Annotated in this window: 20 protein-coding genes; 16 read left to right on the plus strand and 4 right to left on the minus strand. The window is 68.3% G+C overall.

The features are described 5' to 3' along the window. Positions 1-17 precede the first annotated feature (17 nt). The 6 genes from CLV77_RS16605 to CLV77_RS11480 all read left to right on the plus strand — a co-directional run bounded on the left by CLV77_RS16605 (position 18) and on the right by CLV77_RS11480 (position 6,054). Positions 18-1,196, plus strand: coding sequence for a hypothetical protein (locus CLV77_RS16605; RefSeq protein WP_076980449.1), 1,179 nt, complete (start codon positions 18-20; stop codon positions 1,194-1,196). 3 nt (positions 1,197-1,199) lie between these two features. Then, a complete protein-coding gene (locus CLV77_RS11460) occupies positions 1,200-1,859 on the plus strand; it encodes a Fe2+-dependent dioxygenase (protein ID WP_076980448.1) in 660 nt (219 codons plus the stop codon). A gap of 146 nt (positions 1,860-2,005) precedes the next feature. Then, entirely contained in the window at positions 2,006-3,232 is a 1,227-nt protein-coding gene (locus CLV77_RS11465) for a glutathionylspermidine synthase family protein (protein ID WP_076980447.1), read from the plus strand. Between the two features lie 61 nt (positions 3,233-3,293). Next, a complete protein-coding gene (locus CLV77_RS11470; protein WP_076980446.1) occupies positions 3,294-3,881 on the plus strand; it encodes a DUF1190 domain-containing protein in 588 nt (195 codons plus the stop codon). Between the two features lie 200 nt (positions 3,882-4,081). Beyond that, positions 4,082-5,338, plus strand: coding sequence for a PQQ-dependent sugar dehydrogenase (locus CLV77_RS11475; protein WP_076980445.1), 1,257 nt, complete (start codon positions 4,082-4,084; stop codon positions 5,336-5,338). After that, a complete protein-coding gene (locus CLV77_RS11480) occupies positions 5,335-6,054 on the plus strand; it encodes a c-type cytochrome (protein WP_083707827.1) in 720 nt (239 codons plus the stop codon). Before CLV77_RS11475 ends, CLV77_RS11480 begins: the two co-directional genes overlap by 4 nt. A gap of 17 nt (positions 6,055-6,071) precedes the next feature. Here the strand turns inward: CLV77_RS11480 and CLV77_RS11485 are convergent, their stop codons facing one another. After that, positions 6,072-9,032: a GAF domain-containing protein gene (locus CLV77_RS11485; RefSeq protein WP_076980444.1), complete on the minus strand. Its 2,961-nt coding sequence runs from the start codon at positions 9,030-9,032 to the stop codon at positions 6,072-6,074. 182 nt (positions 9,033-9,214) lie between these two features. After that, positions 9,215-10,660 (minus strand): mannose-1-phosphate guanylyltransferase/mannose-6-phosphate isomerase, encoded by a 1,446-nt coding sequence (locus CLV77_RS11490; RefSeq protein WP_076980443.1) that lies wholly within the window; start codon positions 10,658-10,660, stop codon positions 9,215-9,217. 363 nt (positions 10,661-11,023) lie between these two features. On the opposite strand from CLV77_RS11490, the gene CLV77_RS11495 reads away from it, so the two are divergent. The 8 genes from CLV77_RS11495 to CLV77_RS11530 all read left to right on the plus strand — a co-directional run bounded on the left by CLV77_RS11495 (position 11,024) and on the right by CLV77_RS11530 (position 19,346). Continuing rightward, entirely contained in the window at positions 11,024-11,977 is a 954-nt protein-coding gene (locus CLV77_RS11495) for a formate/nitrite transporter family protein (RefSeq protein ID WP_083707825.1), read from the plus strand. A gap of 272 nt (positions 11,978-12,249) precedes the next feature. Continuing rightward, the gene (locus tag CLV77_RS11500) at positions 12,250-12,486 is read left to right on the plus strand and encodes a twin-arginine translocation signal domain-containing protein (protein ID WP_076980442.1); all 237 of its coding nucleotides are present in this window, start codon (positions 12,250-12,252) and stop codon (positions 12,484-12,486) included. Positions 12,487-12,538: 52 nt separating this feature from the next. After that, positions 12,539-15,805, plus strand: a complete 3,267-nt coding sequence (locus CLV77_RS11505) for a formate dehydrogenase subunit alpha (RefSeq protein WP_076980441.1) — start codon at positions 12,539-12,541, stop codon at positions 15,803-15,805. A gap of 10 nt (positions 15,806-15,815) precedes the next feature. Beyond that, positions 15,816-16,412: a formate dehydrogenase FDH3 subunit beta gene (gene fdh3B, locus CLV77_RS11510; RefSeq protein WP_076980440.1), complete on the plus strand. Its 597-nt coding sequence runs from the start codon at positions 15,816-15,818 to the stop codon at positions 16,410-16,412. Further along, the gene (locus CLV77_RS11515) at positions 16,409-17,737 is read left to right on the plus strand and encodes a formate dehydrogenase subunit gamma (protein ID WP_076980439.1); all 1,329 of its coding nucleotides are present in this window, start codon (positions 16,409-16,411) and stop codon (positions 17,735-17,737) included. The genes fdh3B and CLV77_RS11515 overlap by 4 nt, the downstream gene beginning before the upstream one ends. Then, positions 17,734-17,913 (plus strand): hypothetical protein, encoded by a 180-nt coding sequence (locus tag CLV77_RS11520; RefSeq protein ID WP_076980438.1) that lies wholly within the window; start codon positions 17,734-17,736, stop codon positions 17,911-17,913. The genes CLV77_RS11515 and CLV77_RS11520 overlap by 4 nt, the downstream gene beginning before the upstream one ends. 168 nt (positions 17,914-18,081) lie before the next feature. Next, positions 18,082-18,777 carry a DsbE family thiol:disulfide interchange protein gene (locus CLV77_RS11525; RefSeq protein WP_083707824.1) on the plus strand — a complete coding sequence of 232 codons (696 nt, stop codon included), beginning with the start codon at positions 18,082-18,084 and terminating at the stop codon, positions 18,775-18,777. Beyond that, positions 18,774-19,346 carry a TlpA family protein disulfide reductase gene (locus CLV77_RS11530; protein ID WP_233128023.1) on the plus strand — a complete coding sequence of 191 codons (573 nt, stop codon included), beginning with the start codon at positions 18,774-18,776 and terminating at the stop codon, positions 19,344-19,346. The genes CLV77_RS11525 and CLV77_RS11530 overlap by 4 nt, the downstream gene beginning before the upstream one ends. A gap of 832 nt (positions 19,347-20,178) precedes the next feature. Here the strand turns inward: CLV77_RS11530 and rpmB are convergent. Together rpmB and meaB are read right to left on the minus strand one after the other, a co-directional pair. Then, complete coding sequence (rpmB, locus tag CLV77_RS11535) at positions 20,179-20,466, minus strand: 50S ribosomal protein L28 (protein ID WP_076980437.1); 288 nt, start codon at positions 20,464-20,466, stop codon at positions 20,179-20,181. Between the two features lie 276 nt (positions 20,467-20,742). After that, complete coding sequence (meaB, locus tag CLV77_RS11540; protein WP_076980436.1) at positions 20,743-21,708, minus strand: methylmalonyl Co-A mutase-associated GTPase MeaB; 966 nt, start codon at positions 21,706-21,708, stop codon at positions 20,743-20,745. 144 nt (positions 21,709-21,852) lie between these two features. Here meaB and CLV77_RS11545 point away from each other — a divergent pair, with 144 nt between their 5' ends. Continuing rightward, positions 21,853-22,611, plus strand: a complete 759-nt coding sequence (locus CLV77_RS11545) for a DUF3108 domain-containing protein (protein WP_157802052.1) — start codon at positions 21,853-21,855, stop codon at positions 22,609-22,611. 94 nt (positions 22,612-22,705) lie between these two features. Continuing rightward, complete coding sequence (gene hrpB, locus CLV77_RS11550; protein ID WP_076980435.1) at positions 22,706-25,321, plus strand: ATP-dependent helicase HrpB; 2,616 nt, start codon at positions 22,706-22,708, stop codon at positions 25,319-25,321. Positions 25,322-25,329: the final 8 nt, after the last annotated feature.

Consider the following 25,329-nt stretch of genomic DNA (forward strand, 5'->3'; position numbering starts at 1 on the left):
TGCGCAAGGAGTGAATCATGACCCAAAGCAAGACCCCCCGCACCATCCGCGCCCGCCGTCTGCTGACGCTGGGCACCGCCGCCGTTGGCCTCGCGGCCCCGGCCGTGTCCGGCACCCCGCCCGTCGGCGCGGGCTACCCCAACCCCTACCACATCAGCGATGCCGACAGCGCCAGCGCCAGCATCGTGCTTGCCTCTTCCGAAGGTGAAGGCGAGGGCGAAGGTGAAGGTGAAGCCAAGCGCCTGAAGCTCCTCAAGGGCGAAGGCGAAGGCGAAGGCGACGAGGCCCACGCCGAAGGTGAAGGCGAAGCTGGCGAGGAAGCTCACGCCGAGGCCGAAGGTGAAGGCGAAGCCGGCGAGGAAGCTCACGCCGAGGGCGAAGGCGAAGGCGAAGCCGGCGAGGAAGCTCACGCCGAGGGTGAAGGCGAAGGCGAAGCCGGTGAGGAAGCCCACGCCGAGGGCGAAGGTGAAGGTGAGGGCGAGGAAGCCCATGCCGAGGCAGAGGGTGAAGGCGAAGCCGCACCTGCCGCCGCCGCCGAGGGCGAGAGCGAGGGCGGTTCCTCCGAGAAGGGCGACGCCGTCACCTTCCAGCGTGACATGGGCTTCATGGCTGGTCACCTGCGCGCGGGCCTGGCCCTTTACGAGCTGGGCGACCTCGAGGCTGCCAAGACCCACATGGGCCACCCGATCGAGGAGAAATACGAGGCCGTCGCCGAAGAGCTGGAAGAGATGGGCCGCGGCGAGCTGCGCGGTGACATCGAGGCCCTCGCCGCCGCCGTCGAGCGTGACGCCGAACTGGCAGAGGTCCAAGGCCTCTTCGACACGGTCATCACCAACCTCGAAGGCGCCCGCGATCAGGCCGGTGGCGGCCCCCGCGCCCGTCTGCTGGCCCTCGCCGGCCTGACCCGCATCGCGGCCGAGGAATACGCCGTCGGCACCAAGGACGGCAAGATCGCCAACCTGCACGAATACCAGGACAGCTGGGGCTTCCTGCGGTCGGTCGAGGCCGAGGCGCAGCGCCTGTCCCAGGACGGTAACGCCGACGTGGCCAAGGCCGCCGGGCGCATCCTGGAGCTGGTCGGAGAGCTGGACACCGCCTACGGCGACATGCAGGGCCTGGGCGAGATGAACATCGATCCCAGCCTGCTTTACGGCGCCGCCGCGCGCATGGAGCTGGCCGCGATGGCGGTGCGCTGAACCATGGTCTTCGTTCTGGGAAACGTTCTTGACCAGGCCGAGGTGGCAGCCCTGCGGGAGGCTGCCACCGCCCTGCCCTACAAGGACGGCCGCGCCACGGCGGGCCGCTACGCCCGCGGCGTCAAGCGCAACGAGCAGGCCGCCAAGTCCGACGCCCTCTCGGCGGTGCTGAGCAAGGCCACCGAGGCGCTCTCGCGCCACGAGGTCTTCCGCTCGGTCGCCCGGCCCCGCAAGTTCGTCCGAACGCTGGTGTCGCGCTACGGGCCCGGCATGGAATACGGCACCCATGTGGATGACGCGATCATGGCCGGTGCGCGCACCGACATGTCCTTCACCCTCTTTCTGTCGCCCCTCGACAGCTACGAGGGTGGTGGGCTGATCATGGAAGAGCAGATCGAGGATCGCCGCTTCCGGCTGGAGCCTGGCGACGCGGTCCTCTACCCGACCTCGGTCCTGCACCGGGTCGAGGGCGTGACCAGCGGCGAGCGGCTGGCCATCGTCGGCTGGATCCAGAGCTGGGTCCGGGACCCGGCCCGGCGCGAGGTGCTGCACGACCTGGACGTGGCCGCCGACGCCCTTTTCCGGGACAGCGGCAAGACCCCGCATTTCGACCGGCTGCTCAAGGCCAAGGCAAACCTATACCGGATGTGGGCCGAAGGCTGAGCCAGCCCCGCCACGCCCGGATGTGCAAAGGCCCCGCCTCCTCCCCGGCGGGGCCTTTCGCGTTGGTGTCCCGCAGGCCGCGCTGGGTGCTGGCGCCCGGCCCCGGAACGCGCTAGCTATCCGGGGTCCGATACGAGGTTTCCCTGATGCAGAAAATCCCCCTGCCCGAGCGTGATGGCTGGCGCGAGGAAGCCGAGGAGCTTGGCTTCACCTTTGCCGACATGCATGGCGAGCCCTATTGGGACGAGACCTCGGCCTATTGCTTCAGCCTGCGCCAGGTGGAGGATGACATCGAGGATCCGGCGACCGAGCTTCACGCCATGTGCCGCGAGGCCGCCGCCGCCATCGTCGCCAGCCAGGAACTGATGGAGCGTCTGGCCATCCCCGAGGCCCATCGCGACCTGGTCGCCGACAGCTGGTCCCGGGGGGAGCCCGAGCTCTACGGTCGGTTCGACCTGGCCTATGACGGCACCGGGCCGGCTAAGTTGCTGGAATACAACGCCGACACGCCGACCTCGCTTTACGAAAGCGCCTCCTACCAGTGGCGCTGGTTCGAGGCCCAACAAGAGGCCGGCGTCCTGCGCGAGGGCGACGATCAGTTCAACGGTATCCACGAGGCGCTGATCGAGCGGTTTGGCGAGCTGTTCACCCCCGGCACCGATCTGCATTTTGCCGCCATGGCCGACGTGCCCGAGGATTACGCCACCGTCGAAAGCCTCGGCTGGGCCGCCCGCGCCGCCGACCTGGGCGCCCATTACACCGACCTCGAGAAGATCGCGATCAGCACCGAGGGCCAGTTCCTCGACGACGAGGACCGGGTCATCGGCATCCTCTTCAAGCTGTATCCGTGGGAGGATCTTTTCCGCGACGAGTTCGCCGATCACCTGGCCACCTCCGGCACCCTCTTTCTGGAGCCGCCCTGGAAGGGGCTGCTGTCCAACAAGGGTCTGCTGCCCGTCCTGTGGCAGATGTTCGAGGGCCACCCGAACCTTCTGCCCGCCTTCTTCGAGGAGGACGTGGCCGAGGCGCTGACGGGAAAGGGCGCGCCTGCCCCCTCGGTGGCCGAGGCCTTCGACCGGGTGGCGCCCGAACTGTTGCGCGGGCACGTGCGCAAGCCGCTCTTCTCGCGCGAGGGGGCGTCGATCGCCATCGTCGAAAGCGGCCGCGTCACCGACGCCTCGCCCAGCGACGAATATGCCGCCCATCCGAAGGTGATCCAGGCCTATTACGCCCTGCCCGAGTTCGACGGGTTCCGCCCCGTTGTGGGTGCCTGGATCGTCGGGCACGAGGCCGCCGGCATGGGCCTGCGCGAGGACCGCGCGCGCATCACCCAGGACCTGTCGCGGTTCAAGCCGCATTTCATCCGCGACTGACCGGCCCCCGCCCCCGGGTGGGGCGGGCCGCGACCGCGCGAAACGTTCGAAAGGACACGACATGAGAAAACGCTCCAACCGCGTCGCGCTCACCATCCTGGGCGCCACCGCCTTCACCCTGGCCGGCTGCCAGCACGAAAAGGTCGAAGCCGAGGCATTCCCCGATCTGCAAAGCTGTGAAGCGGCCGCATCGGCCGGCGCCGGCGGCCCCGATGCCGCCGATTGCGCCGCAGCCTTCGCCGAGGCGCAGAAGCTGCACGTGGAAAGCGCGCCGCGCTATGACAGCCTTCAGCTCTGCGAGGAACAGCACGGCGCCGGGGCCTGCGGATCCGAGGCCGACGCGGTCGGCAACCAGTCCGGCGGCTCGGGCAGCATCTTCATGCCGCTGCTGGCGGGATACCTGATCGGCAACATGCTGGGCCGGGGCGGTGTCGGGGCGCAGCCGCTTTACAAGACGTCGAACGGGCGCTTTGCCAATGCCACCGGCAGCCAGGTCTACGGCTCGAACCGAGGCCGGGCGACGCTGGGCGCCAATCACTTCGCCCGTCCGCCTTCCACTCTGGGCAAGGCACCGATGACACGGGCGTCTGTGGCCTCGCGCGGTGGATTCGGCAAGACCGTAGGCTCGCGCGGCGGCTTCGGGGGGTAGATCCCCCGCCCGGGCGCTGACAGCCGATTCGCCGAAAAGCGGCGATTTTTGGCAGCTTTGGCGTCTATGGGATAGGGGAATACCCCCTTCAGACCTGACCTTGGGGCAACTGGCAAGCCGTCTTTTGGTCGCACAGACGCAAACGCGGCGCTCGCTCAACATTCCTCTCGCGGTAATCCGCCGTCATTTGGGAGGATGTGATGAGAATAATCGTAGCAACAGCTGCCGCTGTCGCGCTGCTCAGCAGCGGCGCCGCGCGCGCGCAAACCGCCGATGTGCCAGACAATCTGGAAAAGCTGTCGAATTTCCAAAGCACCGGCACCACCGAATTCCGGTTCATCGAACAGTCGGGCGAGTATGCAGATGGTATTCGCAAGACGCTTGAGCGGATCACCCTGCCCGACGGCTTCAAGATCGAGCTTTACGCCATCGTGCCCGACGCCCGCCACATGGCCGTGGGTCCGCAGGGCATCGTCACCTTCGTGGGCACCCGCAAGGACAAGGTCTGGTCGGTCACCGATCGCAACAAGGATCGTAAGGCCGACGAGGTGAAGGATTTCGCCCCCTCGCTGACCTTCAGCATCCCCAACGGGCCCTGCTTCTCGAACGATGGTTTTCTTTACATCGCCGAGCAGAACCGCGTGCTTCTCTTTCCCGCCGCCGAGTTCTTCTACGAAAGCCCGGACGTGGCGGCCTTCAACCTGGTCGCCAAGGGGGATCTGATCCCCACGGACGAGGAAAGCTTCAACCACACGGCGCGGGTCTGCAAGATCGGGCCGGACGGCAAGATCTACATCTCGCTGGGACAGCCCTTCAACGTCGCCCCGGCCGAAAAGCTGGACAAGTACAACAAGTACGGGATCGGCGGCATCATCCGCATGAACACCGACGGAACCGGACGCGAGGTCTATACCTACGGCGTGCGCAACTCGGTCGGGCATGATTTCCACCCCGTCACCGGCGAGCTGTGGTTCACCGACAACCAAGTCGACGGCATGGGCGACGACATCCCTCCGGGCGAGATCAACCACCAGACCGCGGCGGGCCAGAACTTTGGCGCGCCCTGGTATGGGGGCGGTGACGTCCGCACCAACGAGTACAAGGGAGAGGAGCCGCCCGCCGACGTGGTGATGCCCGCGGTCGAAACCGTGGCCCACGCGGCCGACCTGGGGATGGAGTTCTACGAGGGGTCGATGTTCCCGGCGAAGTACCGCAACGCGATTTTCTCGGCCCAGCACGGGTCCTGGAACCGCACGACGCCGGTCGGCGCACGGGTGATGGTGACCTTCATCGACGATGAGGGCAACGCCACCACCGAGCCCTTTGCCGAGGGCTGGATCGATGAGAACGGCGAATACCTTGGCCGCCCTGTCGACGTGGCCGAGCTTCGCGACGGCTCGATCCTGGTGTCGGACGACCTGGCCGGCGCCCTCTACCGGATCAGTTACGACAAATGAGGCTGATCGTGCACGCGGCGCTGGCAGGGGTCCTCCTTGCCGGCGCCACCCCGGTCCCGGGGGCGGGCGCAGGTTCGGGTAACGCGGCGGCCGGTTCAGGTGCCGCAGACGCCGGGTCGGCCCCCGCGCATTCGTCGGCCACGCCCGAAGGGGCGGAGGCGGGCGCACCCGAGATTCCGGGCGAGATCCGGGGGGATCCGCAGGCCGGCCGCAAGCTGGCGGGACAATGCCGCACCTGCCACGGGCTGGACGGCTATGCCAAGATCCCCATCGCCCCCCATATCGGGGGCGAGCCCGCCGAATATCTGGCGGCACAGCTGCGCGCCTTTCGCGACGGCACCCGCACCCACGAGATGATGAGCGTGGTGGCCGCCGCCCTCACCGACGAGCAGATCGACGATCTGGCCGCCTGGTATGGGGCCCAGGTCGCCACCGCCACCCTCGAGGCCGACCCCGAGGACGCGCCCGAGCTTTGCGCGGGCTGTCACGGTGTCGACGGCATTACCGAGGATGCACACACACCCAACCTGGCCGGGGAGGCCAACATCTACATCGACACCCAGCTCAAGGCCTTCCGGTCCGGCAAACGCGTCCACGAGGTGATGACCGACATCGCCGCCGACATGACCGACGAGGAGATCCGCGCCGCCGCCGACTGGTACGGCGCGGTGAAGCTGGAAATCGCGCCGCCCCCCGGGGAGGACGCGCCGAAATAGCGCGCGGCGCGCGGGGCTCAGGCCAGGCGCGCCAGCACCGCCTTGAGGTCGTTGTCACTGATGGGCTTGCGCAGCATCGGCACCGCCGCAAAGCGGCCCGGCAGATCCTGAAGGCTGGCATAGCCGGTGCAGAAGGCGAAGGGCACGCCCAATTCCCGCAGCCGGTCGGCGATGGGATAGCTGCGTTCGCCCGCCAGGTTCACGTCCAATATGGCCGCGTCGGGGCGGGCGCGCTCGATTTCTGCCAGCGCTTCGTTCACCAGGGCGAAGGGTCCCTGCACCGTCATCCCCGAATCCTCCAGCGCCGCCGCCATCTCCAGCGCGATCAACGCCTCGTCCTCGACCAGCAGGATCCGCTCCAGCCGGGTCTCGCTCATGGCCACGGGGCGGGCCGGCTCGTCGCCGCGGGGGCGCGCGGGGTCGACGGTGCCCCTGGCGATCTGCTCGGGGGGCAGGACCATGCGATACTCAGGCCCGTCAGCGGCCCAGTTCACGTCCAGAACGCCGCCAAGCTGCCCCTGCACCATTGCCTTGATCATGGTCGTGCCAAAGCCGTCCCGCCGATCCGGGGCGATCGCCGGCCCTTCGCTTTCGCACCAAGTCAGTTCCAACGCCCCCTTGGCGATGGGCGCGCCTTGGGCGTCGCGCTCGGCCTTGCCTACGAGGCGCCAGCGGACATGCAGCAGGCCGCCGTCGCCGGACATCGCGCCGTATTTCGCAGCATTGGTCGCCAGTTCATGCAGCACCAGCGCCAGGGACTGGCCCGCCGCCGGCATCAGCTGGACTTGGGGTCCCTCGACGACGATGCGGTGGGGCAGCGACTCGCGGAAGGGCACAAATTCCCCCTCGACGATCTGGGCCAAGGGGACGCCTGCCCATTGGGAGGCCGCAAGCAGATTGTGGGCCTTCGACAGGGCGTGAATGCGTCCGACCAGCGCGGTCTTGAGGTCGCGGATCGTGTCGGCCCGGGTCAACTGAACCACCGACTGCACCACCGCCAGCAGGTTCTTGGCGCGGTGATCGATCTCGCGCGCCAGCAGGGTCTGGCGCTCCTCGGTGCGGCGCCGATCGGTGATGTCCATTACGGTTCCGGTGAACCGGGTGGCGCGACCTTTCTCGAACAGGGCGCGTCCCTTGGCCTTCAGCCAGCGGTCGCCGTCGCCGTTCAGCCCTGTCGCGCGATACTCGCAATCGAAAATACCCCCCTCAGGGTCGGTCAGCGCGGCGCGCACCGCGGCTGTGACCCGTCCCCGGTCACCGGGGTGCAGCACCTCGATGAAAGCGTCCCCCGGCAGGGTCGAGCGGTCGGTGTCCAGGTTGAAGAGCTTGCGGCACTGGCTGTCGCATTTCAGCTCGTCCTTCTCAACGTCGAAACTCCAGATGCCGACCTGAGCGGCCTCGATGGCAAGGCGGCTGCGGTCCTTACTGCGGCGCAGGGCGTCGGAAATGCGGGCCTGCTCGACCGCGACGGCGGCCAGCTGGGCCATCTGCAGCAGAATGGCCTCGTCGGCTTGGTCGAACTCGGTCCCGTCGCACTTGTCCGAAAGCTGGATCAGGCCCAGGTTCTGACCGTCGCGCCCGACCAGGGGTGCGGCCAGCCAACCGCGCATGGGCGGGTGGACATCGACGTCGGCACTGAAGTTGCGAAAGCGCGGATGCGCCTCCAGCTCGGCCTGGGTCATGCGCAGGGCGCGGTTTTCCTCGCAGACGAGGTTGTAGATCCCCTCGCCCGTGGGGGGCGCATCGTACTCGGCGAACTCAGCGTATTTGTCGCTGAGGTAGACCGCGTTGATCGATTGTTCCCAATGCTCGCCCGCCGTCAGGCTGACGACGGCCTGATGCACCTCGACCACGCGGCGCGCGCCCTCGATGATCTGGTCCATCGCGGCATCGAGCCCGTCGGCCGCCGTCACCCGCACCGAGGTTTCGGTGAGGATCTGAAGCTGTTCCAGGCGCCGCCGCTCGATGTTCTCGGCGCGGGCGCGTTGCAGCATGGCCCAGACGTTGTCGGCCACTTCCTGGACCAGGGCGATCTCGCTGGCGTTCCAGTGCCGTTCGGAATCCGACAGCACCGCGATCAGGCCGACCATGCGACCGTGCTGGAACAGGGGCACGTCCAGAAGGGCCGTGACCTCCAGCGCGCGGTAGGCCGGCTCGTATACCGTGCCGGCGATTCGTTGGTCGCGGTAGACATCGGGCACCGCCACCACCTTGCCCGAGCGCAGGGCGCCGATGACCTCGGGGCCGAAATCATCCATCCGGTAGCGACCGGACAGGCACTTTTCTGGCTCTCTCGCCCAAGCCTGCTGGATGATGACGTGCTCATCGTCCGGATCGACCTCGGCGAAGGCGGCCTGGCTGGCGCCAAGGTGATGGGCCAGAAGCTCGATCGCGTCGCGCATGATCAGCCCGGAATCGCTGCCGCCGCGCAGCCGGTCCATCAGCTCGATGCGGAAGCGCTGCCGCGCCTCCTCGCGGATCTGGGAGGTGATCTCGTTCAGCGGACAGAAGATGCCCGAGACATTGTCGCCGCCATCGCGGATCGGCGTGTAGGAGAAGGAGAAATTCGCAACCTCGGAATATCCGTTCCGCTCCATCAACAGGGCGATGTTATCCATGTGGATGGACTCGCCCCCGTATGCGCGGCCGACCAGCGCCTCGAGGTCGGTTTCCCAGATCTCGCTCCAGACCTGATCGAAGGGCTGGGCCAGGGCCGCGGGATGTTTGCGTGCAAGGACTTCGGCATAGCGGTCGTTGTAGAGAAGCGTGCGCGCCTCGCCCCAGATGATGAACATCGCCTGGCGCGATTTCAGCATCAGCGGCACCAGCACCCTCAGCGAGCGCGGCCATCCCGCGGGCGGGCCCAGCGGTGTGCCGTCCCAGTCAAAAGCGGCCATGCGACGGCCCATGTCGCCGCCGCCCTCGAAAAGCTGCCCCGCGACATTCACGATGTCCTGCGGACTACTGGTCTGATCCACCACTACCTTCTTTATTTTCCGTTTCCCCATTCCGACGCGACAAGGATCATCCCACCCGGTTGCCCCCGGATGTTGCCCGGCTGTCCCAACATGCCGCGTCGCCTTGCGAGATAGCAGAGACTCCGCCCCCGGCAAGAGCCGGCCCGCACGAACATCCGCGGCATGGCGTCCGAAGCGGCAGCCTATTCGCCCGGGTCGCGGGAATAAAGGTCTTCGTATCTCACGATGTCGTCTTCGCCGACATAGGGCCCCGTCTGCACCTCGATCAGGATCATCGGCACCTTGCCGGGGTTCTCCATCCGGTGGCGGGCGCCGACGGGCACGTAGACGGACTGGTTCTCGCTGACCAGCCGCTCCTCGCCGTCGATCTGGACCCGGGCGGTGCCGCTGACCACAACCCAATGCTCCGAGCGGTGGACATGGCTTTGCAGCGACAGGGCGGCGCCGGGATGCACAAGGATGCGCTTGACCTGGAAGCGGTCGCCAATGGCCAGGCTTTCGAACCAGCCCCAGGGGCGGTGATCGCGGGGATGATCGGTGGCCTGGGCCGCCCCCTTGCCGCGCAGGTGTTCCACCGCAAGCCGGACGTCCTGGGCGCGGCTCATGTCGGCCACCAGGACCGCGTCGGGCATGGCAATGGCGATGACATCGCGCAGCCCGATGCCGACGATCTCGGTCCCTTCGGCCTCGGAGCGCAGGAGGCTGTCGTGACAGTCGATGGCAAGCGCGCGGTCCGACAGGGCAACGCCGCGCGCGTCCGGGCCCGCCTCGCGCCAGACCGCGTCCCAACCGCCAAGATCCGACCAGCCCCCGGTCAGGGGCACGACCGCCAGCCCCGCCACCTTCTCCATCACCGCATAATCGACCGATATGGCCTCTGCATCCGACCAGGCCGCCGGGTCGAGACGCAGGAACCCCAGATCCGGCCTGGCCCGCGCCAGCGCCTGGCTCACCGGGCGCACCAGATTGGGCGCATGTGCGTGGAAGGCGTCGATCAGGCTGCGGGCCGAGGCGAGGAAAATGCCCGCGTTCCACAGGAAATTGCCGGCCTCGATCATGCCGCCGGCGGTCTCGGCATCGGGCTTCTCGACGAAGCGGCGCAGGTCGGTGGCACCGCCCGTCGCGTCCGGGCGCCCGGCCAGTTCCAGGTAGCCATAGCCGGTCTCGGGCCGGTCGGGGGCGACGCCGAAGGTGACGATACGCCCCGCCTCGGCCGCCGCCAGCCCCTGTCCCACGGCCGCGGCGAAGGCATCGCGATCGCCGATGGCGTGGTCCGAGGGGGCGATCAGCAGCATGGCGTCGGGATTGGCCGCCGAGGCGTGTATCGCGGCGGCGAGGACCGCGGGCGCGGTGTTGCGCGCCTCGGGCTCGATCAGCACGGCACCGGGGTCGATCCCCGCCTCGGCCAGTTGCTGGGTCGCGATGAAGCGGTAATCCGACGCGGTGATGACCAGCGGCGCGGAATAGTGGTGGCCGGGCCCGGTGCCCGCGAGGCGCGTCGCGGCCTGCTGGAACAGCGACCGGGTGCCGGTCAGCGGCGCGAACTGTTTGGGAAAGCTCTGGCGCGACAGCGGCCAAAGGCGCTCCCCCGCGCCGCCGCAGAGCAGGACCGGTGTGATGGAACGCATTGGTCTTCTCCCCTCGTGTCCGCCGAATTGCTGGCCACCGGCCGACCCCTGACCGGCCTTCGTGCGGGCGTGGACGGCGGCACCTTGGCGGCGCATCCGCCCGGCACGCAGTCAAACGCCGGGGGTGCGATCCGTGCAAGCCGTCCCGCCCGCCAATGCAAAGATTGGCGCGATAGGTTGCATTTTAGTTAAATCCGATCCGGCCTATCTCCGGGTTAACCTCAGGGAATTCGGGAACTTTCAACCAATGCTGGTGTTTGTGCGGGAAAGACCGCAAGATCGTCCCCGCGACGAGCGCATGCAAGGCCTCCTGCCCTGCTCCGGCTCGCGATCAGGTCAACACGTTCCAACCGGAGGCCTTTCATGAGCCGTTACGACCAAGACGATCCGCAGGCCGCCCCCGGCCATCACGCCACGGGCGCGAACGCCGGCCCGGGCGCCGACCAGGTCCCCGCCGAGGCCGAGGAGAAGGAAGAGAACCCCTTCTCGGAAGAGCGCGAACAGCACGCCCCGAAATACCAGCGCGACCGGGAGGAAAAGGCCCAGATCGCCGAGCGGCAGGGCCTGTCGTCGGTCACCGTCTACTCCATCGTGCGCCACGAGGGCATCGAGGAGCTGTCGCGCCCGGTCCAGTCCCTGTGGTGGTCCGGCGTCGCCGCCGGTATCGGCATCACCACCTCGGTCTATGCCGAGGCGATCCTGCACACCGGCCTCCAGGGGCACCCGTACCTGTCGCTGCTGGAAAGCCTTGGCTATACGGTGGGCTTCGTGCTGGTGATCCTGTCCCGGCTTCAGCTTTTCACCGAAAACACCCTGACCGTGATCCTGCCGCTGCTGAACAACTTCAGCCTGTCGCGGGCCGGCGTCGCGGCGCGGCTTTGGGGCGTGGTCTTTGCCGCCAACCTTACCGGGGCGGCGGCGACGATGGCGGTGACGCTTTATTTCGGGACCGCCACGGCCGAACATATCGAGGCGATGCTGGTCATCTCGCGCGAGTATGCGCACAACGCGGGCTGGACCGCGATGTGGCTGGGCGTGCCGGCAGGCTTCTTCATCGCGGCGCTGGTGTGGATGCTGCCCTCGTCCCGCGGGTTCGAGATCTTCACCATCATCCTCTTCACCTTCCTGATCGCTGCCGGCGGGCTGACCCACGTTGTCGCAGGCTCGGCCGAGGCCTTCCTGCTGGTCTTCAACGGCGAGATGGGGGTCTTCGACGCGGCGTTCACCCTGATCCTGCCGACGTTCATCGGCAACGTGCTTGGGGGCACGGGCCTCTTCGCGCTGTTGGCCTATGCCCAGGTGGAAGAGGAACTCTGACACCCGGACGACACCGATCGCCTTAGGGGGCGTCGCCGCGAATGGTCGTGGCGGCGCCCCTACTCGTTTCGGCGACCTCACATCCGCGACCCGCTGTGAACCTACCCGCGCCTGCACATCACAAGTCCGGGTGCACACTCACATTTCTCGCCCTTTCGCTGGAACCCCGGCGCGGTGTCCTCGTTGGAGTCTGACAGGCGGGGCGCCATGCCGCCGCCCGCCCTGCCCGCAATTCCGCGCCCCAGGCGCCGCGATCCCACGCGAGGTCCCAGATGTCCGATGAAGTTCCGCACGCCCCCAAGCCCCCCCGCCCGCAGGCCAACCGCCCCGGACCGGGGATAAGCCGCCGGGGTCTGCTGGGCGGCACCGGCGCGCTGGCCGCCAGCGTCGCCGCCGGCCCCGCCGCCGCCACGCCGGATGCGGCGCCGACCGGGCCTAAGGGACGCCACGATCCGCAGATCGCCGACACCGACCACATCCGCACCTATTACGCGCTGGCCCGGGGCTGAGCCCCGCGCCGGCGGCGCCTTTGCGCGCCTGACGAAAGCAAGGACAGACACCATGCTGAAAAGAAAGACCTTCGACCGGCCGGGACAGTCGCCCAGCGCCCCGCGCCCCGGTCGCGCGGCCCCGCTTGGGGCGGCCGAGGCCTCTGCCCCCTCCCGGCGCGATTTTCTGCGCAACAGCGGACTGATGGGCTTGGCGCTTGGCGCGGGCTGGAGTGCGGGCACCGTCCAGCGGGCGGAGGCCTCCACGCCCTACACCTCGGGCGAGGTCACGCGGCACAAGACGATCTGTCACTTCTGTTCAGTGGGATGCTCGGTCTGGGCCGAGGTCCAGCAAGGCGTGTGGATCGGGCAGGAACCGGTCTTTGAAAGCCCCGTCAACCAGGGCACCCATTGCGCCAAGGGCGCCGCGATGCGCGAAATCGCGATCAGCGAACGGCGCCTGAAATACCCGATGAAGAAGGAAGGCGGCGTCTGGAAACGCATCTCCTGGGACCAGGCGATGCAGGAAATTGCCGAGAAACAGCTCGCCATCCGGGAGAAATACGGGCCCGACAGCTCCTACTGGCTGGGGTCGGCGAAATTCTCGAACGAGCAATCCTATCTTTTCCGCAAGTTCGTCGCCTTCTGGGGCACCAACAACATCGACCACCAGGCCCGGATCTGCCACTCGACCACCGTCGCGGGCGTCGCCAACACCTTCGGCTACGGCGCGATGACCAACACGTTCAACGACATCCGCAACTCGCGCTCGATCATCATCCTGGGCGGCAACCCCGCCGAGGCGCATCCCGTCTCGATGCTGCATGTCCTGGCCGGCAAGGAGAACGGCGCGCCCCTGATCGTGGTCGATCCCCGCTTCACCCGCACCGCCGCCCATGCCGATGAATATGTCCGCATCCGTCCCGGCGCCGACGTGGGCTTCATCAACGGGCTGATCCGCGAGATCCTGGCCAACGGCTGGGAGGATCGCGAGTACCTGCGCCAGCGGGTCTTCGGGCTGGACGAGCTGCGCGCCGAGGTCGAGAAATGGACCCCCGAGGAGGTCGAGCGCGTCTCGGGCATTCCCGCTGACCAGACCCGCCGCGTCGCCCGCACCCTGGCCGAGAACCGCCCCGGCACCCTGATCTGGTGCATGGGCCTGACCCAGTCCCACATCGGCAACAACAAGACGCGCGCGGCCTCGATCCTGCAACTTGTGCTTGGCAACATCGGCAAGTCGGGGGGCGGCACCAACATCTTCCGCGGCCATGACAACGTGCAGGGGGCGACCGACATGGGCGTCTCCTGCGACACGCTGCCGGCCTATTACGGCCTGAGCGAGGGGGCATGGAAGCACTGGGCCCGCGTCTGGGGCGTTGACTACGACTGGGTGAAGGGGCGCTTCGGCTCGAAGGAGCTGATGGAGAAGGCGGGCATGCCGGTCAGCCGCTGGCTGGACGGCGTCCTGGAGGATCCGGCCAACCTGGAACAGCCCAACCCGGTCAAGGCGATGACCTTCTGGGGCCATGCCGCCAACTCGCTGACCCGCGGCCCCGAGCAGCGCGCCGCCCTCGACACGGTGGAATTGCTGACCATCATCGATCCGCATCCGACCCAGGTCGCGATCATGACCGACAAGACCGACGGGGTATATCTGTTGCCGGCGGCCTCGACCGCCGAATCCCACGGCACGGTCACCAACTCCAACCGCTCGGTGCAGATGCGCGACCAGGTGGTCGACCCGATCTTCGAATCCAAGACCGACTACGAGATTGTGCGCCTTTTTGCCGAGGCCTTCGGCTTTGCCGACAAGCTGTTCCAGGGCATCCGCATCGTGGACGGCGTGCCCGACGCCTATGACCTGCTTCGCGAGATCAACCGCGGCTGCTGGACCATCGGTTACACCGGCCAGAGCCCCGAGCGCCTGCGCCTGCACATGGATCATCAGGACAAGTTCGACAGCGTCTCCCTGCTGGGCAAGGAAGAGCCCGTGAAGGGCGAATATTACTGCCTGCCCTGGCCCGCCTGGGGCAAGGACACCCACGGCCACCCCGGCACGCCGCTGCTTTACGACACCTCGAAATCCGTGCGCGAAGGGGGCCTGCCCTTCCGCGCCCGCTGGGGGGTTGAGCACGAGGGCCGCAACCTGCTGGCCGAGGACAGTTTCACCAAGGGCAGCGAGATCCGCGACGGGTATCCCGAAGGGACGATCGGCATGCTCCAGGCCCTTGGCTGGGCCGGGGAGTTGACCGACCGCGAAATGCTGATCGCCGTCGCCATCGCCGCCGACCGCTTTTCGCTGGACATGCTGGAGATGCCCGACGCCGAGGTGCGCGACGCCATGGACCGGCTGGAGGAGTTCGCCCGCCAGAACCGGCTGGACCGCAAGGGCGAGGCGCTGGCCACCGACGAAGGAAGCTGGCAAGGCGGCCCGTTCGAGGCCAACACCGGCGGCAACGGCGATGGCACGAAGAAGCCCGGCGACAAGCCTGCCGAGAAGAAGGCCGAGAAGAAGAACAAGGAGAAGGCCGACTCGAACGCTCCGACCGATCGCGCATCGGTCCGCCGTCGATTCCCCGATTATCCCGACAACGCCATCACCGCGATCAGCGCCTACCTGGCCGACAACCCCCAAGATGACCCCAAACCCGACGCGCCCCTGCGCGACAAGATCATGCGCGTCAACTGGAAGACCGACCTGTCGGGCGGGGTTCAGCGCGTGATGCTGGCCCACAACCTGGCCCCCTATGGCAATGGCAAGGCGCGGATGGTGGTCTGGAACTTCCCCGACCCCGTCCCGGTCCACCGCGAGCCGCTCTATACCGTCCGGCGCGACCTGCTGCCCGAGTACAAGACCCTCGAGGATCGCCGCATGTGGCGCCTGCCCGTGCTCTACGAGTCGATTCAGGAGCAGGACTACAGCCAGGAGTTTCCGATGATCCTGACATCGGGCCGCCTGGTCGAGTTCGAGGGCGGCGGCGACGAGACCCGGTCGAACAAATGGCTGGCCGAGTTCCAGCAGCAGATGTTCGTCGAGATCAACCCCGCCGACGCTGGCGCCGCCGGCATCGAGAACAAGGCCTTCTGCTGGGTGCGCACCCCCGTCGGCAACCTGCGGGTGCAGGCGATGGTGACACGGCGGGTCGATCCGGGCGTGGCCTTCATGCCCTTCCACTTCGCCGGCATGTGGATGGGCGAGGATCTGTCCCATCGCTACCCGGTCGGCACCGTGCCCTACGTCATCGGCGAGGCCTCCAACACCGCGCAGACATACGGCTACGACTCGGTCACCCAGATGCAGGAGACCAAAGCCACCATCTGCCGAATCGAACCAGCCTGAGGAACCATCCATGTCCCGAATGAAATTCCTGTGCGACACGGACCGGTGCATCGAATGCAACGCCTGTTCGACCGTCTGCAAGAACGAGCACGAAGTCCCATGGGGGATGGTCCGCCGTCGGGTGGTCACCATCAACGACGGCGAGGCTGACGAGACCTCGGTCGCCATATCCTGCATGCATTGCACCGACGCGCCCTGTGTCGCCGTCTGCCCGGTCTCGACCCTCTACCAGACGGACCTGGGCATCGTGCTGCACGACAAGGACACCTGCATCGGCTGTGGCTACTGCTTCTACGCCTGCCCCTTCGGCGCGCCGCAATATCCCAACAGCACTCTCTTTGGCAGCCGCGGCGTGATGGACAAATGCACCTTCTGCGCCGGCGGCCCCGAGGAGAACGGCAGCCAGGCAGAGTTCGAGAAATACGGCCGCAACCGCATCGCAGAGGGCAAGCTGCCGATCTGCGCCGAGGTCTGTTCGACCCGCGCCCTGCTGGCGGGTGACGGCGACACCATCGGCGAGATCTACCGCGAGCGGGTCATCCACCGTGGCTACGGTTCGGGGGCCTGGGGCTGGAAAACCGCATATTACCCGGAAGAGAAGTCATGAGCGAGAAAGAGGTCCTGGTCCGGGGGCGCGACTTCACCGCCTACCGCATCGGCGGCGCGATCGCCGCCCTTCTGCTGGCCGTCGCGCTGGCCTTTCAATTCATCCTGCTGCTGAGCGGCCCGGACGTGACCGCCCCCGAGCGTCACTGGGGGGTGGAGCGCCTGCGCGGCGCCCCGGTCGAGGCGACGGCCGGCGACGTGGCCCCCGCCACCGGCGACAACGCCCTGCCCGACAGCGGGCTATTGGCGGCCGAGATCCTGCGCAACCGCACCCGGTTGCAGGACGAGCGGTTCCGCACCGGCCCCTCGCCCGACGGCGACCAGCCGCCACTGGCGCTGGAGGGGGGCGATCACCTGACCGCGCGCCCGCTGATGGATGGCGGACGGCTTTTCGACCAGGAGGGCGACCGCGCCCTGACCCGTGCCTGGGCCTCGCTGGACAGTGACACCGGCTCGATGCTGGCCCCGGGGCGCGAAGTGGTGGGCCTGTCGTCGCTGCCCTATCCCAACGCGCCGCTTTTCGAACGGCCCGCCGCCCGCGACTGGCGCATGGGCATGGTCGACGTGGCCACCCACCTGGGCGCCTTCGCGATCCTGGGCTTTTCCTTCCTGCTGGCGCTGATGCTGGCAATCCGCGGCCGAGTGCCCATCGCCCATGGCAAGGCCCATCGCCGTGTGCGGCGGTTCAACTTCCTCGAGCGGGCCAATCACTGGATGACCGCGGGCAGTTTCATCATGCTGGCGCTGACCGGGCTGACCATCGGCTATGGCGACACCCTCATCCGCCCCTTCGGCGAGGATGTGCTGGGCGACGCCGGCTGGCTGGCGACCTGGGGCCATCCGCTGTTCTTCCCGCCCTTCGCGCTGGGGCTGCTGGTGATGGCCAGCCTCTGGACCTGGCGGAACCTGCCCGAGAAACTGGACTGGTACTGGCTGAAGCGGGGCGGCGGCTTGTTCTCGGACAATCCCGACAACCCGCCCGCGCGCAAGTTCAACGCAGGTCAGAAGCTGATCTTCTGGTCGGCGATCCTGGGCGGTGGCCTGATGATCGCGACCGGCGTCGTGCTGATGTTCCCCTATTACGTCTTCGGGCTGGAATGGATGACCTGGACCATGCTGACCCATGCCATCGTCAGCGTGCTGCTGATCGCGATCTTCATCGGTCACATCTACATCGGCACCGTCGGCATGCAGGGCGCGATCGACGCCATGTGGGACGGGGACGTGGATTACAACTGGGCCGAGGAGCATCACGAGCTGTGGCTGAAGGAGCTTGAGGCCAAGGGCCTTCTGGACGACGACACCAGAACGGGGAGCCTGACATGACATCCTTTCTGACCGGCACCACCATCGCCGCCCTGCTGGCCGTGGGCATGTATTTCACCCTCGATCTGTCCACGATCACCATGGTCGAGGCCTATGACGACCAGTCCGTGCTGGCGCACGAGATCTCGAACCGGGGCGATGCGCTTCATAAGGAGGCCAGCGACGCGGTGGAATAGGTCCCCGCGCACCCTGCCCCCGGCGTCACGCGGTCGCGGCGCGGTCAAGAACCCGTGCGCTTTCCGGGTTCGCCCTTGTCCTTCGGGGCCGGAATTCTCATTGTCCGCCCGTGACCTCAGCCCGTCACCCCGACCGTGACAAGCCCCGGGAAGCAAGGACAAGACCGCATGAGCCCTACCGACGCGCCGCAAGACCACGACCCCCGGAACACCGACACCAACACCGACACCGCGCCCACGGCGCCCCCTGTCCCGCCGGCTGACGATGGCGCGGACAAGCCCGCCGGGGGCCGCTTGCGTCTGGCCGTAGTGGTGCCGATCGTCGGGATCGCGCTCTTCGCGCTGTTCGCGTGGGGACTGCGCTATGGCAGCAATGACCTGCCGTCGGTGATGCTCAACAAACCGGTGCCGCAGTTCGACCTTCAGGCCGTCAAGGGGCGCGAGGGGGGCTTGGCCACACCGGACCTTCAGGGACACGTCTCGCTGGTCAATGTCTTCGCCTCCTGGTGCGTGCCCTGCCGGGCCGAGCATCCGCTGATCATGGCCCTGGCAGAAAAGGGCGAATTCCCGATCTACGGCTTCAATTACAAGGACGACCCCGAGGCCGCGCGCGCCTGGCTGGCCCAGCTGGGCGATCCCTATTCCCGCACCGGCGCCGATCTGGACGGGCGGGTCGCCATCGAGTGGGGCAGCTACGGCGTGCCCGAGACCTTCATCATCGATGGCCAGGGTCGGATCGCCTATCGCCACGTGGGCCCGCTGACCCAGGACGACATCGACAACACCATTCTGCCCCTGGCGCGCAAGCTGCGCGATGACGCCGCCGCCGGGGCCGCCAACGGCACGAAAGGAACCGCCGGATGATCCGTCCCGCTCCCCGCCCCTTTTCCCGCCCGCTGCGCCTCGCCGCGAACGCGTTGACGGTTCTGGGCCTGGGCCTGGCCCCGCTGCTCGGCACCGGGGCGGCCGTGGCCGCGCCCGAGCAGGCCTTCCAGATGACCCTCCCTGCGGTCGAACTGCCGCCGGTGCGCTTCAACGATCCCGACGGCAAGGCGATGACCCTGGAGGATCTGCGCGGCAAGACGATTCTTCTGAACATCTGGGCGACCTGGTGCCCGCCCTGCGTCAAGGAGATGCCCACCCTCGACGCCCTTCAGAAGCGGCTGGGGGATGACGATTTCCAGGTGGTGATCCTGTCGATCGACAAGGCCAAGCCCGAGGTGGTTCAAGCCTTCCTGGACAAGCTGGGCGTGACCGAGCTTGCGGCCTACCAGGACGACACGATGCTGTCGCTCTCGGCCCTTCAGGGCGGTGGCTTGCCGGTCACCCTTCTCATCGACCCGGAGGGGCGCGAGATCGGGCGGCTGGAAGGGCCGGCCGAATGGGATTCCGAGGAGATGATCGAGTTCATCGAAAGCAAGATCGTCCGATAACCTCGCGGTTCCGCCCCCCGGAGTCGGCAGGGGCGGAAACCGTTCCCTTTGGCGGTGGGGATGGGGCCACCCGCGCCCTTTGCTGGGCCAACACCCCCTTCATCCTCGATTGTTTCTTATATTTCAACAACACAGCCGCTGAGGGGTGATTTAATCCGCTCGGGCCACCTTGGCCCCCGTTTGGCCCCAATCGGCGGAGCCTTGCCGGCCCGCCTCCTTTCCCCCCTCTGAACCGGAACAGCACGCAGGGCCGCACGTTGCTCCTGTGTAAGACGGTGCGCGTGTGTTGCGCGCCGGAAGACCGGACCAGTACCTGCAGTTTCGACCCGGGGGGAGTGTTTGACGAGTGTTTCGCGTTTGAGTGCCCCGGGGCCGGCCCGTCCCGCCCCCGCGGCGACGAGCGAGCGAGCCCCGACATCCCCCTGACCGCCGGAAGCAATGGGACCGGCCTTGACCAGAATTTCGGATAGCGTCACCGCCGCGTCGCGGTGACCGAGAACGGGTGTCCCGGGCGAAGACGGCCAATGGCCGCGCCGGCACGCACCCACCCAGGCAGGGGCAGTTTGGCTGCCCTTGACGGCAGGACCCTCCGCCTGCCACTCACCACTCTCGCCCCCGTGCAATTTTGCCGGGGGCGAGACGTGTTGCCCCCCTCGCAGACTCAGAACGGCAAGGTCCGGGCGTGAATGCCTTGGACTATGTTGAGATGTGAGAAGGGCAGCGGCCCTTTGCGACAGGGCACCCCGGAATCAATCAACCCCCGCTCGGGTGAACGGGGGTCGAATGTATCATCGGTCGGCCGGCGGTGATCCGCGGCCAGACGGGAAATCGCTTAGGCGGTTGCGCCGGCCTTTGCGATGTCCTTCTTGATCTTCAGCGCCTTGTCCGACAGATCGGCGTCTTTCGCCTTGGCCAGGAAGGCATCGAGGCCGCCCCGGTGATCCACGGTCCGCAGTGCCGAAGCCGAGATCCGCAGCGAGAAGCTGCGACCCAGCGATTCCGAAACCAGCGTGGTATCGTTCAGGTTCGGCAGAAACCGGCGACGGGTTCTGTTTTTCGCATGGCTGACATTGTTGCCTACCATGGGGCCTTTTCCGGTCAGTTCGCAACGGCGCGACATGGCTGTTATCCTTGTCTCTCTGACGACGGCACCCCGGTTCGGCATCGGGCCGGGCGGAGGTTCGTCTAACGTGAAAAGGCGCCGCTTATGCAGCGCCCGAAAATCTGTCTGGCGTCTATAGGCGCGGCTCAGGGCAGCGTCAAGCGATTCATCCCCGAAAAATCGCCCCCCTTCCGGCAGAAAATCCCTGTCCTCACAGGGGCGCCCGGACAGGGACGCATGCCGTCCCGCCGTCGGCGGCCCCGGCCTGGGCGAATCTCCCGTCCCGGGCCGGGATCAGTCGTCGCCCAGCCGCGAGAGCACCCGGGCGGCCGCGGCGCCGGGCACCATATCGCCCCGGGCGACCTGCTCGCCCAGCTCTGCGATCAGGGCGCGCAGATCCTCGCGCGCGTCGATCCGGGCCAGGAGCCCCGCGCGCAGCTCCTCCTCGAACCAGTGCCGGGCCTGACGGGCGCGGCGGCGGTCCCAGTGGCCCTGCTCGCGCCGCCAGTCGGCCAGGCGGCGCATCTCGTCCCAGGCCTCGGCCAGGCCGGTGCCCTCGACAGCCGAAACCAGCATCGCCTTGGGAAATCCCTCGGGGTCCTGTTCCCTGCGGCGCAACAGGCGCAGGGCGCCCGCGTAATCGGCGCAGGTGCGGGTCGCGGTGGCGCGAAGCTCTCCGTCGGCCTTGTTGACAAGGATGATGTCGGCCATCTCCATGATGCCGCGCTTGACGCCCTGAAGCTCGTCGCCGCCGGCGGGGGCCAGCAGCAGGACGAACAGATCCGACATCTCGGCGACCATGGTCTCGGATTGGCCCACGCCCACGGTCTCGATCAGCACCACGTCAAAGCCCGCCCCCTCGCACAGGGCAATGGCGTCGCGGGTGCGACGGGCGACGCCGCCCAGCTGGGTCTGGCTGGGCGAGGGGCGGATGAAGGCGCCGGGGGCGCGCGACAACCGCTCCATCCGGGTCTTGTCCCCCAGGATCGAGCCGCCCGACCGCGCCGAGGACGGGTCCACCGCCAGCACCGCGACCCGCAGCCCCTGCTCGACCAGCTGCATGCCGAAAGCCTCGATGAAGCTGGACTTGCCGACGCCGGGCGTGCCCGACAGGCCGATGCGCAGGGCCTGGCGTCCGTTCGCCCGCAGCTTGTCCAGCAATTCGGTCGCGCGGGCCCGGTGATCGGCGCGGTTGCTTTCGACCAGGGTGATCGCGCGGGCCAGCGCCCGGCGGTCGCCCGCGCTCACGCTTCCTGCCATTTCTGAAATATCACTCACGTTCGCTTGCACACTTCCGCTTGCCGAATATGTGAGCCCCGATAACGGCCCGATGGCTGTCTTGCCCTGTGCGGCAATGGTATGTCCAGCCTCAAGACGTCACAAACAATACGAGTGGTAATCCCGATGTTCGCGACCGAAAGAACCCTGAAGAAGACATTCCTGGCCGCCGCCCTGCCGGTGGCAATGGCCCTTTCCACCGTCGCCGCCCCCGTTGCCGGCACCGCCGCCGAGCGGACCGACAAGGCGACATTCGACATCTACCTGCGCGGTATCAAGACCGGCGCGCTGGCCTTCACCGGCGTCGACAACGGCGCCTCCTACGCGGCGGCCGGCAAGGTCGAAAGCACCGGCCTTGTCGGCGCGATCGTCAAGGTCCGCTACGACGCCAGCTCGAACGGCGCGGTCAAGGGCGACCGTTTCGTGCCCCAGAGCTACACCGAGAAGACGACCGGCGTGCGCAACAACGAGTCGGTGATGAACTTCCGGGGCGGTGTGCCTCAGGTGAAGAAATACTCTCCGCCCAAGCCCCCCGGCCCCGATGACGTGAACCCCGCCACCCAGGCCGGGTCGGTCGATCCGATGACCGCGATCTACGGCGCCCTGCGCGACGTGCCGCGCAAGGATGTCTGCGACTACAGCGTCAAGATGTTCGACGGCAAGCGGGCCTCGAAGATCTCGCTGAAGGGGCCGAAGCCGACCGACACAGGCTTTACCTGCAACGGCGCCTACGACCGCCTGAAGGGCTGGAGCCCCGAGGAGATGGCCGAGAAGAAGCATTTCCCCTTCACGGTCACCTACAACAAGATCGGCGACGATCTTTACCGGGTCAGCCAGATCGACCTGGACACGACCTTCGGCCGCGCCCGCATGGTCCGCCGCTGAATTGACACGACCCTGGGGGGCCGCCACCAACGGCGGCCCCCTTCCGCAAGCCCATGGCTTCCGGCCCCCGCGCGGCGCGTGCTAGACAGCGGCCATGACCGCGCCCCAGCCCCTTCCCATCGACGATTGCCTTGATGATCTGCTTGCCGCCCTGGCAGGCCAGGGTCAGGCCGTGTTGCAGGCCCCGCCGGGCGCAGGCAAGACCACGCGGGTGCCGCTCGCCCTGCTGGACGCGATGCGCGGCCAGGCGCGGGCCGGCCGCATCCTGATGCTGGAGCCGCGCCGCCTTGCCGCCATCGCCGCGGCCGAACGCATGGCCGATATCTTGGGGGAGCCGGTGGGCCAGACCGTCGGCTACCGCATCCGCGGCGAGGCCCGCACCGGCCCCGAAACCCGCATCGAGGTTGTGACCGAGGGTATCCTGACCCGGATGATCCAGTCCGACCCCGAGCTTGGGGGCGTCGCGGCCGTGATCTTTGACGAGTTTCACGAACGTTCGCTCAACGCCGACCTGGGCCTTGCCCTCGCCCTCGAGATCCGGGGCGCCCTGCGCGAGGATCTGACGTTGCTGGTGATGTCGGCGACGCTGGACGCGGCCCCGGTGGCCGAGTTGATGGGTGGTGCGCCGGTCATCACCAGCAGCGGCCGCGCCTACCCGGTCGAGACCCGCTGGCTGGATCGGCCGATCCCCTCTGCCGCTGCCATGCGGGGGCGCGGGGTGCGCGGCCCCCGGCCCCGCGATACCGCGCTGATCGCCACGGTCAGCCGCGCCGCGCAGGAGACCGAGGGCGGCATCCTTGTATTCCTGCCGGGAGAGGCCGAGATCCGGCGCGCCGCCTCGGCACTGGCGGGGGTGTTGCCGGGCAACTGCCGGATCCTGCCGCTTTACGGTGCCCTGCCCGCCGCCGAACAGCGCGCGGCCATCGCGCCGCTGGAAGGGGCTCGCAAGGTCGTGCTTTCCACCGCCATCGCCGAAACCTCGCTGACCATCGACGGCATTCGCGTGGTGGTCGACGGCGGCCTGTCGCGCCGCGCCCGGTTCGATCCGGGCTCGGGCATGTCGCGGCTGGTGACCGAACCTGTGACCCGGGCCGAGGCCGACCAGCGCCGGGGCCGCGCCGGCCGGGTCGCGCCGGGCACCTGCTACCGCCTTTGGACGAAGGGGGAGGAAGGCGCCCTGCCCGCCTTTCCGCCCGCCGAGATCGAGGCCGGCGACCTGACCGGCCTTGCCCTCGACCTGGCCGAATGGGGCGCCCCGCCCGAGGCTTTGTCCTTCCTGACCCCGCCGCCTGCCGGCCCGATGGCCAGCGCCCGGCGGCTGCTGCGCGACCTGGGCGCGATCGCGGTGCCCGCCGGCTCAGGGGGCGGGGCCGGCAAAAGGGCCGAGGAGGAGGAGCCGGAGGGGGCCACCATCACCGCCCATGGCAAGCGGCTGGCGCGGATGCCCATGCACCCCCGACTGGCGCACATGATGTGTCTTGCCGCCCCCGCGGCCCGGCCCGTGGCGGCGCGACTGGCGGCCCTTTTGGGCGACCGGGACATCCTGCGGGGGGCACCGGTGGATGTCGCCCTTCGGTTGGCGATCCTGGCGGGGGATCGGGCCGGCGGCGGAAAGGACAACGGGGAGGGCCGCGAGGCCAACCGCGCCGCCGTCGCCCGCATCCGTGCCGAGGCAAAGCGTTTGGAACGTCGCTTGGCGGGCGGGGCGGCCAAGGGCGGCATGGCCGACACGGGCGCGACCAGTCCCGGCGCGCTGGCCGCGCTGGCCTTTCCCGACCGCATCGGCCTGCGCCGGCCCGGGGATGAGCCGCGCTGGATCCTGTCGAACGGCAAGGGCGCGGTGATGGACGCCGGCGATCCGCTTGGCCCCAGCCGCCTGCTGGTGGCGCTGGACCTCGACGGTGACACGCGCGAGGCCCGCATCCGCCTGGCCGCCCCCCTGACCGAGGCTGAGCTGCGCGAGGTGCATGCCGACCGCATCGGGACCGGCCGTCTGTGCCGCTGGTCCCGTCGCGACCGCCGCGTCGAGGCGCGCGAGCAGGTGACGATGGGCGCACTGGTGCTGGAGGATCGCGCCTGGAAGACCGCCCCGCCCGAGGCCGTCGCCGCCGCCGCGCTGGACGGGGTGCGCGACCTGGGCCTCGCGACCGCCCTGGCCCCTTCCCCCGCCGTCCAGCGCCTGCGTCGGCGGGTCGAGCTTCTGCGCCAGGGGGGCGATGACGACATGCCCGATGTGACCGACGCGGGCCTTCTTGAGCGGGCGGCCGAGTGGCTTCTGCCGCATCTGGGCGGCTGCCGCAGCCTGGCCGACCTGCGCGCGCTCGATCTGCTGGAGCCGCTGCGCCAATGGCTGGGGTGGGACCGGCTGCAACGGCTGGACCGGCTGGCGCCGGCGGGGTTCACGACGCCGCTCGGCCGTTCGGTCCCCATCGATTACGAGGACGAGGTCCCCACCATCGAGGTCCGACTGCAGGAGATGTTCGGCCTGACGCGGCATCCCACCGTGGGGCCGGATCGCCGGCCACTGCGGATCGCGCTGCTGTCGCCGGCCCGGCGCCCGGTGCAGGTGACGATGGACCTGCCGGGGTTCTGGACCAACAGCTATGCCGACGTGCGCAAGGACATGCGCGGGCGTTATCCGCGCCACCCCTGGCCCGAGGATCCCACCACCGCCGCCCCCACCAGCCGCGCGAATCCGCGCAAGTCGTAAGGCCCGGC

Source organism: Brevirhabdus pacifica (genome assembly GCF_002797755.1).
Classification (GTDB): domain Bacteria; phylum Pseudomonadota; class Alphaproteobacteria; order Rhodobacterales; family Rhodobacteraceae; genus Brevirhabdus; species Brevirhabdus pacifica.

Coding starts and splice junctions, on each gene's coding strand:
- CLV77_RS16605 (WP_076980449.1), top strand. CDS start 18: ATGACCCAAAGCAAGACCCCCCGCACCATCCGCGCCCGCCGTCTGCTG.
- CLV77_RS11460 (WP_076980448.1), top strand. CDS start 1,200: ATGGTCTTCGTTCTGGGAAACGTTCTTGACCAGGCCGAGGTGGCAGCC.
- CLV77_RS11465 (WP_076980447.1), top strand. CDS start 2,006: ATGCAGAAAATCCCCCTGCCCGAGCGTGATGGCTGGCGCGAGGAAGCC.
- CLV77_RS11470 (WP_076980446.1), top strand. CDS start 3,294: ATGAGAAAACGCTCCAACCGCGTCGCGCTCACCATCCTGGGCGCCACC.
- CLV77_RS11475 (WP_076980445.1), top strand. CDS start 4,082: ATGAGAATAATCGTAGCAACAGCTGCCGCTGTCGCGCTGCTCAGCAGC.
- CLV77_RS11480 (WP_083707827.1), top strand. CDS start 5,335: ATGAGGCTGATCGTGCACGCGGCGCTGGCAGGGGTCCTCCTTGCCGGC.
- CLV77_RS11490 (WP_076980443.1), bottom strand. CDS start 10,660: ATGCGTTCCATCACACCGGTCCTGCTCTGCGGCGGCGCGGGGGAGCGC.
- CLV77_RS11495 (WP_083707825.1), top strand. CDS start 11,024: ATGAGCCGTTACGACCAAGACGATCCGCAGGCCGCCCCCGGCCATCAC.
- CLV77_RS11500 (WP_076980442.1), top strand. CDS start 12,250: ATGTCCGATGAAGTTCCGCACGCCCCCAAGCCCCCCCGCCCGCAGGCC.
- CLV77_RS11505 (WP_076980441.1), top strand. CDS start 12,539: ATGCTGAAAAGAAAGACCTTCGACCGGCCGGGACAGTCGCCCAGCGCC.
- fdh3B (WP_076980440.1), top strand. CDS start 15,816: ATGTCCCGAATGAAATTCCTGTGCGACACGGACCGGTGCATCGAATGC.
- CLV77_RS11515 (WP_076980439.1), top strand. CDS start 16,409: ATGAGCGAGAAAGAGGTCCTGGTCCGGGGGCGCGACTTCACCGCCTAC.
- CLV77_RS11520 (WP_076980438.1), top strand. CDS start 17,734: ATGACATCCTTTCTGACCGGCACCACCATCGCCGCCCTGCTGGCCGTG.
- CLV77_RS11525 (WP_083707824.1), top strand. CDS start 18,082: ATGAGCCCTACCGACGCGCCGCAAGACCACGACCCCCGGAACACCGAC.
- CLV77_RS11530 (WP_233128023.1), top strand. CDS start 18,774: ATGATCCGTCCCGCTCCCCGCCCCTTTTCCCGCCCGCTGCGCCTCGCC.
- rpmB (WP_076980437.1), bottom strand. CDS start 20,466: ATGTCGCGCCGTTGCGAACTGACCGGAAAAGGCCCCATGGTAGGCAAC.
- meaB (WP_076980436.1), bottom strand. CDS start 21,708: ATGGCAGGAAGCGTGAGCGCGGGCGACCGCCGGGCGCTGGCCCGCGCG.
- CLV77_RS11545 (WP_157802052.1), top strand. CDS start 21,853: ATGTTCGCGACCGAAAGAACCCTGAAGAAGACATTCCTGGCCGCCGCC.
- hrpB (WP_076980435.1), top strand. CDS start 22,706: ATGACCGCGCCCCAGCCCCTTCCCATCGACGATTGCCTTGATGATCTG.